Genomic DNA, 7,457 nt, shown 5'->3' on the forward strand with positions numbered 1-7,457 from the left:
CACGATTCAGGATAGGAGGTTTCTCGATTAAACACGGGAAAATTTATCTTACTAAAATTGTGCTAATTAAAGTCGTCTGGTCAAGGGAGTTGCCATCTCCGCCAAGTTCGGTCACAGTAATTAAAGATGCTGCGAACCGATACTTTATCAGCTTCGTCGTTGAAGTCGTCCCAACAATATTACCCAACGGGCAATCAGTTGGTATCGATCTCGGTATAACCGATTTCGCCACTCTGAGTACAGGTGAAAAAATAAAATCTCCCAAACCTCTCAAGAAGTATCTGAGGAAGCTTCACAAGGCACAGCGTAAACTATCTAGAAAGAAGAAGGGAAGCAAACGGAGGGAATTGGCGCGTCGGAAAGTGGCGAAAATTCATGCCAGGATTTCCGACATCCGTAACGACTTTTTGCACAAATTGAGTACCAGGATGATTCGTGAAAACCAAGCGATAGTCCTAGAAGACCTCAACATTTCCGGCATGATGAAAAACCGCAAATTATCTCGTGCTATTTCTGATTTAGGTTGGCGAAGTTTTCGGACAATGTTAGAAGCTAAGTCGGAAATGTACGGCAGAGATTTTAGAGTTATTAGTCGCTGGGAACCAACTAGCCAACGCTGTTCTTGTTGTGGACAGATTGGCGGGAAAAAGGAACTCTCAGTTCGTGAATGGACTTGCTTATTTTGCGATGCCGTTCACGACCGAGACGAGAATGCAGCGATTAATATAAAAGTCGCGGGTGGATTGCCCGATACTATAAACGGACGTGAAGGACGAAGTAAGACCGCATCTAATGCGGAATCGAACAGTGAAGCGTCAACCCACCAGTTCCCTAAACAGCTTTCGTTGTTTGGGTAGATTGGAATCCCCCTGATTTATCAGTGGGGAGGATGTCAAGACCACATTTTCGACATTTGTAGTTTTGTTTACCTGTCAACTGTCAACTGTCAACTGAATGAAGATGCCGAGTCTGACCGTTACGACTAACTTCTTCTGAGCCACAATTGAGGCAAGAATTAATTTCTACTGTCATATCACTAATGGCAAACACTTCTCTTTAATAGTAGCTTAATTTTACTCCATCCTTTCCTTCAGGGCACTACCGGTATTTGCAATTACTTTCTTAATCGCACAACAAGTGGAGTCATGGAAGGAATCAACAATCGAATCAAGTTGATCATGAGGCAAGGATATGGCTTTTCTAATTTTAATAACTTTAGAAATCGCGTGTTAGCTTGCTTCTCTCATCAGATAAAATTATAACCATAAGTTCAGGAGAGCCGCGAAATGTTTATTCTCGATCAGCAGGGTGTCTTGCTCAAGGGAATTGAAAAAGGAATCGCACAAGGCATCGCAGAAGGTAGAGAAGAGGGTAGAGAAGAAGGCAGAGAAGAAGGACTCGCGCTAGGAATGAGAGAAAAAGCTCTAGAAATTGCTAGGCAACTTCTCAATGTCCTTGACAATCCAACCATTAGTCAAACCACTGGTTTGAGTGTTGAAGATATCCAAAACTTGCGGGAGGAATGAAAGGACGGGAAAAAGTGCGATCGCACGCACAATTAGTACACCTTTTCTCGCTACTAGGATCAGCCTGGTAGCGCGGGTTTTTGAGGCTCTGCCTCTTTGATTGAGAATTATGCTAAATATTAATTCTCATCCATATAATGCTTAAGGATGAGTCTGCCCTCTCTCTAAAGGAAGATTTCATTAAACCAGTAAATTCCGTATGATGCTGTAAAAGTCAGTCAGAGGGGAAAGCTATCTCCGACTCTAGCTCCGAATAACTGACCAATCTTACAATATAAAAAAATACATCTCATGACATCAGTCACTCCCAATCAAACTTCCTCTCAATATGAAGTTAGCGAACCAGAAGAAAAAATTCAGTCTCTGGTAGAAGAAGTTAAGCCAGAAAGCGAAATCGATTTAGAATTCCTCTACACCAGAGACATTGAATTCCGACAAGAAACAATTTATTTCCTTGTAGTCGATCGCTTTTACGACGGCGACCCCGAAAATAACGAAGGCCCAAACCCTGAACTTTACGATCCAGAAGGCAAAGATTGGGGCAAATATTGGGGCGGCGACTTGCAGGGAGTTATCGACAAACTCGATTACTTAAAAGATATGGGAGTTAGCGCAGTTTGGCTGACTCCACTGTTCGAGCAAGTTGAAGCATTATTTGTCGAACAAGCTGCTATTCACGGCTACTGGACTAAAGATTTCAAGCGACTAAATCCCCGCTTTATTGCCAAAGGCGACAATCCTTCTATTAACCAAACACAAGAAAGTAAAGATACGGTATTTGACAAATTAGTACACGAGTTGCACCAGCGAAACATGAAACTCGTACTCGATATTGTCTGCAATCACAGCAACCCAGATTTTAGCGGCAAAAAAGGGGAACTCTACGATGATGGCGTCAAAATAGCTGACTTTAACGACGATGAAGATGACTGGTATCACCACTACGGCGAAGTCACAAACTGGGAAGATGAATGGCAAGTCCACAACTGCGAACTGTCTGGTTTAGCAACTTTCAACGAAAATAATATTGCATACCGCCGTTATATTAAGTCAGCAATTAAACAATGGCTAGACAGAGGTGTTGATGCTTTGCGGGTTGATACAGTCAAGCATATGCCTATTTGGTTTTGGCAGGAATTTACTGCTGATATTTTAACACACAGACCTGATGTTTTCATTTTTGGCGAATGGATTTACAGCGACCCTAGAAACGATCGTTCTGTGGAATTTGTCAACGAGTCGGGGATGACTATTTTAGATTTTGGTTTGTGCGTGGCAATTCGAGAAGTATTGGGACAGGGTGCGGACGCGGGATTTAAGTTAGTCCAAGATGTCCTGAATTTGGATCACCGCTACTACGGGGCGACGGAATTGATTACTTTTATTGACAACCACGATATGCCGCGGTTTCAGTCGTTAAATCCCGATCCAGAAATGCTGCAGTTGGCGATATGTTTAATTATGACGACTCGCGGCATTCCCTGCATTTATTACGGCACTGAACAGTATCTGCGTGATGATACAGATGGGGGAAATGACCCATACAACCGCCCGATGATGGAAAATTGGGATACTGATTCGCCGATTTACCGAGCTGTGCGATTACTGTCGGGATTGCGGCGGCTGAATCCAGCTATTTCGATGGGGAGTCACTGGCCAAAATATCTAACTGCTGATGTTTATTGTTACGTGCGCCGCTATCGCGATTCTGTGGTGTTTGTAGCGATGAATCGGGGCAATTCTGTTACCATTAAAGCCGTTGATACTGAGCTGCCTGATGGAGAGCATACGGAGGTTTTATCGCGCCGTAAGTTTGAAGTTAAAGATGGGATGCTGTACAATGTAGAGTTTGGTTCGCGGGAAGTAATGATTTTTAGCCGCGTCGGAGAGCGAGTTAAGGCGAAAACTATTGTACGGGCGCAGCTTAATAGCGTTAGAAGTCAGCCTGGGGAAAGGATTGTGGTGATTGGAGATTGTCCTGAATTGGGGAATTGGGATATTAGCAAGGGTTACCCGCTGGAGTATATTAATACTAATACTTGGTTTGGGGAAATTCCTTTTAATGAAAGTGCGGGAAAGTTGATTTCTTATAAGTATGCGTTGCTACGGGAAGGACTGTCGCCGCTGCGAGAAAATCTGGTTTGTCGCCGCTGGGTTTTAGTTTCGGAAGGGACTGTGAAATGGCGGGACAAGTGGGCGAGTGGACGGGAGTCTTGAGTTAGGAACAGGCTTCTAGCCTGTTCCACAAAAAGAATATTTCTGTTTGGTGGAACGGGCTAGAAGCCCGTTCATCAGCAGGCATATTGCCTGTTTTACCTGTTGGTTGGGAACAGGCAATATGCGTGTTCCACAAGAGTGTTTCTGTTTGGTGGAACGGGCTTGTAGCCGGCTGAAATTACTGCTCTCGGGAGACTCTAAAGCGATCGCAACTTCTGGGCTAAAACATCGATATAAGGTTCACTGCTGTGCTGGTTCACAACCATTTCGTACCCCCGCTGCGCTTGAGCTTCAGCTTCTTGAGGATTTGAAAGCAAATGGACGATCGCCTCGTGCAAACCCGCAGCATCTCCTGGATTGACTGTTGTCACAATGCCTGGGGGCGCTAGGGCATCGGTTCAGTATTAGGAGTTGACAAAAAAAGGACTTTATGAAATTAGCCAGTCCATGAGTTCGACTCTATGCCTGGTGTAATCGGCCGAACCTTATCCATTCGAGCAATGACATGAAGATTATGGACAACAGCGACTCGCCGTAGATCGAAGAGATTTTTCCGCTGTCCAATATAGCGAGCACGATCACCCTGCCAATGACCAATATGAGCCAGAGAGTGTTCAACTGTAGTACGTTTTCTTAAGTCTTTTCGACCAATAGCAGTGGATTGACGTGCTCGCAACTCTTGCATTAAGGCTTCATCAGGATGAATTGATACAGTCCGTCCTCTTTTACTATTCGTGCAACCAGACCTCAGAGGACAAATTGCACATTCATTCTGAGGAAAATGAACAATTTTTCCGGGTTCAAATGGGATACTTACCTGATTGGGACAGCTAATTAAATGCGTATCCCAGTCAAGAAAAAAATAATTTTTATCAAACCGTCCAGAATTTCTGACCGGCCACGCCTTGCAAAATATCTGTAATTTATCATCCCGTTGTGTCACCCAATGACTGGATAAATAAGCCCGATCAATATGTAACTCAGCTAGGTGAATATTTTGAAATTTTAAGTCACGTTCTAGGTCAACTGTAGCAGTGGCTTCCGGAGTATTTGCGCGAGTCAATGCCACCGCGCAAACTACACCACTCTCTAAATCTTTGAGGATGTGGCGTTTAGATCCATCTATTTTCTTAGACTTGCTTTTCCGTCCATGTCGCATATCTGGGTCTTCAATAGAAATGCGACGGTATGCGGCTACTCCTTTGCTTAAACTTGGAACTCCTTGAGAGTCAAAAGTTACATTTTGAGATTCAATCACTCGGGCCACATCCAGAGTCTCTTTGGCGACTTCAAACTCATTACAACCAGACTGGCTTTGCATCCATTCTTCCACAGAACATAAGCTGTTTAGAATCATTGATAGTGCATTTTGACGCTCTGAAGGGTCATCCCAGTTTAAGTCTAAGGCTGTTTTTAAGCTGGAACTATTGAGAATTGGCGCACCAGCTAACTCGGCAATTTCTGCTGGCTCCCGCCCCTGTCCAGCAGCTATCACACTCACTGCTTTACGCAAAGCATGACCCAAGAGATTATATGTATCTTCGACTTTACCAGCTCCCCATAACGGGGAAGAATCTAAAGCCGCTTTGACTTGAGATGAGCCAAACCCACCTTTTTGCTTGGCAATTTCTACGGTGCGGTCAATTAAACGTTGGTCTAGTTCTTTTTTAATTAAGCCCTTTCTGAATCGAACCAAAGTGGCTTTGCTAAAAGGGGGAGTTTCACAATTGAGACAATCAAGAACTAACTGCCAACGTTGATCCATGAGCATTTCTTCAATTACTTCATCATCCGAAATGCCTAAGTAGGCTTGCAGAATAATTGCCAAGGCAATTTGTGCAGGAGGAATTGGGCCCTGACCCACTGTGCTGTCTTTAAAAATTGTAGCAAGTTCTTCTTGAAACTCATCATTAAATATGAATGAACGGTTCAGTCTAAGAAACGTGAATAACTTGGCTCGTTTAATGCGTTTGATAATCAACGCTTCTCTTTCTGAGAGTTCAATTGGAGGATGCCATAAGGGAGGACGCATAAGATTTCTTCCTTCTTCCTGATTATTAGAATTGAAAAGGCTTTTCCAGCGGTATCATACTCATCCAGTTTTGTCAACTCCTAATACTGAACCGACGCTCTAGATAAGTAAGCGCGGTCAATATGTAATTCAGATAGCTGAGTATGTGAGAATTTTAAGTCTCTGGAAATGTCAACTGTAGCAGCAGATTCGGGAGTATTCGCTTTCGTCAAAGCCACAGCCCGAATTACGCCTATATCTAAATCTTTGAGAACGTGGCGTTTATATCCATTTATTTTCTGAGAGCTGCTTTTCCTTCCATGTCGCATATCGGGATCTTCAATAGAAATGCGCCGGTCTTTAGCCACCCCTTTACTGAGAATAGGAACTCAAGAGAGAGTCTAAGGTTACATTTTGAGATTCAATAACTCGGGCAACAACTAGAGTCGATTGTGCCACTTCAAATTCATCAGGCTCAGACTGGGATTGCATCCATTCATCTACGGAATTTAAGCTGTTTAGGATAATTGAAAGCGCGTTTTGGCGCTCTCTTGGGTCGTCCCAGTTTAAGTCTAATGCAGTTTTTAAGCTGGAACTACTAACAATTGAAGTACCTAATTCATGGGCAATTTCTGCCAGCCCCCTCCCCTGCTGGACAGCTATCACACTCACGGCCTTACGAAGAGCATGACCCAATAGGTTATAGGTATCTTCTACTTTAGCTGTTCCCCATAACGGAGAGGAATCTAATGCCACTCTTAGTTGAGATGAGCCAAATCCACCTTTTTCTTTAGCGATTTCTACAGTCCGGTCAATTAAACGCTGGTCAAGTTCCTTTTTAATTAAAGCCTTTCTGAATCTCACCAAGGTGGCTTTACAGAATGGAGTTTTTTCGCACTCCAAACAATCCAAAACTAACTGCCAGCGTTTATCCACGACTCATTTCTTCAATCACTTCATCATCAGAAATTCCTAGGTACGCTTGAAGAATAGTCGCCAAAGCAAGTTGTGCTGGGGGTACTGGACTATACCCAACTGTACTGTCTTTGAAAATTGTAGCGAGTTCTTATTGGAACTCATCATTAAATATATCGAGACGATTGAGCCTGAGAAATGTAAATAGTTTGGCTATGAATGATACGCTTGATAATCACCTCTTCTGAGGCTGATAGTTGCACAGGAGGAGTCCATAGAGGAGGACGCATAAGGTTTCTTATCAAAACTTGTTAGAGTTTAACCGGGTTCTTACTTCACTTATCATAGTTGTCTGGTTCTGTCAAGTCTGGGTACTGAACCGACGCCCTAGGTTCCTCTTACGGGACTTGCGGAAAAATAAAGTACCGATTAAATGGGGATAATCTTGATATCCCATTTGGGTAAAGTTTCAGAACGTTGCCATTCGGGTAGATATTTTTTTAACTCATGAGGTAAGACTTTTATTCCTTTCTCGTAAATGGTCTCAACTAAATGTACAATGGGTTTAATTCCTTGCCACGTCATTTTAGCTGCCCAGTTTATGGCAGTTTCAACTGAATCTAAAATAGCACCATTCCAATAGTGTTCAACTGCTGCTGGGCAGCGTTCAATTGGGTTATACTTACTATGATATGGTGGATAGTAAATTAGTCTGATTCTTAAGCCAATTGCCTGAGATAACTCGATGATGCGTTTGATGAATTGTGTGCGATTGCTTCTGATTGCCG

Annotated in this window: 7 protein-coding genes and 2 pseudogenes; 4 read left to right on the forward strand and 5 right to left on the reverse strand. The window is 43.2% G+C overall.

Translation table 11 applies throughout. From position 1 onward, the window contains the following. The 4 genes and pseudogenes from QUA58_RS30345 to QUA58_RS30360 form a co-directional block, all read left to right on the forward strand. Positions 1-857, forward strand: an 857-nt coding sequence (locus tag QUA58_RS30345) for an RNA-guided endonuclease TnpB family protein (RefSeq protein ID WP_333397846.1), incomplete at its 5' end; no start/stop codon positions are given. Between the two features lie 246 nt (positions 858-1,103). Next, positions 1,104-1,262: pseudogene (locus QUA58_RS30350) on the forward strand (transposase); the annotation flags it as partial. A gap of 12 nt (positions 1,263-1,274) precedes the next feature. Beyond that, positions 1,275-1,526 (forward strand): annotated as a pseudogene (locus tag QUA58_RS30355) (Rpn family recombination-promoting nuclease/putative transposase); the annotation flags it as partial. A 291-nt stretch (positions 1,527-1,817) separates the two neighbouring features. Further along, positions 1,818-3,743, forward strand: a complete 1,926-nt coding sequence (locus QUA58_RS30360) for an alpha-amylase family glycosyl hydrolase (RefSeq protein ID WP_333397848.1) — start codon at positions 1,818-1,820, stop codon at positions 3,741-3,743. 197 nt (positions 3,744-3,940) lie between these two features. Here the strand turns inward: QUA58_RS30360 and QUA58_RS30365 are convergent, their stop codons facing one another. The 5 genes from QUA58_RS30365 to QUA58_RS30385 all read right to left on the reverse strand — a co-directional run. Continuing rightward, entirely contained in the window at positions 3,941-4,114 is a 174-nt protein-coding gene (locus tag QUA58_RS30365) for a glycosyltransferase (protein WP_333257428.1), read from the reverse strand. A gap of 65 nt (positions 4,115-4,179) precedes the next feature. Continuing rightward, complete coding sequence (locus QUA58_RS30370; protein ID WP_333397850.1) at positions 4,180-5,775, reverse strand: IS1182 family transposase; 1,596 nt, start codon at positions 5,773-5,775, stop codon at positions 4,180-4,182. A gap of 80 nt (positions 5,776-5,855) precedes the next feature. Then, the gene (locus QUA58_RS30375; RefSeq protein WP_333257424.1) at positions 5,856-6,122 is read right to left on the reverse strand and encodes a transposase; all 267 of its coding nucleotides are present in this window, start codon (positions 6,120-6,122) and stop codon (positions 5,856-5,858) included. A 4-nt stretch (positions 6,123-6,126) separates the two neighbouring features. Beyond that, complete coding sequence (locus QUA58_RS30380; protein ID WP_333397851.1) at positions 6,127-6,690, reverse strand: hypothetical protein; 564 nt, start codon at positions 6,688-6,690, stop codon at positions 6,127-6,129. A gap of 408 nt (positions 6,691-7,098) precedes the next feature. Continuing rightward, on the reverse strand, positions 7,099-7,457 hold a 359-nt coding region (locus QUA58_RS30385), incomplete at its 5' end, for an ISAzo13-like element transposase-related protein (protein ID WP_445301917.1).

It is taken from the genome of Microcoleus sp. N9_A1, from assembly GCF_036701795.1.
Classification (GTDB): Bacteria; Cyanobacteriota; Cyanobacteriia; order Cyanobacteriales; family Microcoleaceae; genus Microcoleus.

Bases quoted from the DNA above. Each gene is read 5' to 3' on its own strand.
- QUA58_RS30370 (WP_333397850.1), bottom strand. From the start codon at position 5,775: ATGCGTCCTCCCTTATGGCATCCTCCAATTGAACTCTCAGAAAGAGAA.
- QUA58_RS30360 (WP_333397848.1), top strand. From the start codon at position 1,818: ATGACATCAGTCACTCCCAATCAAACTTCCTCTCAATATGAAGTTAGC.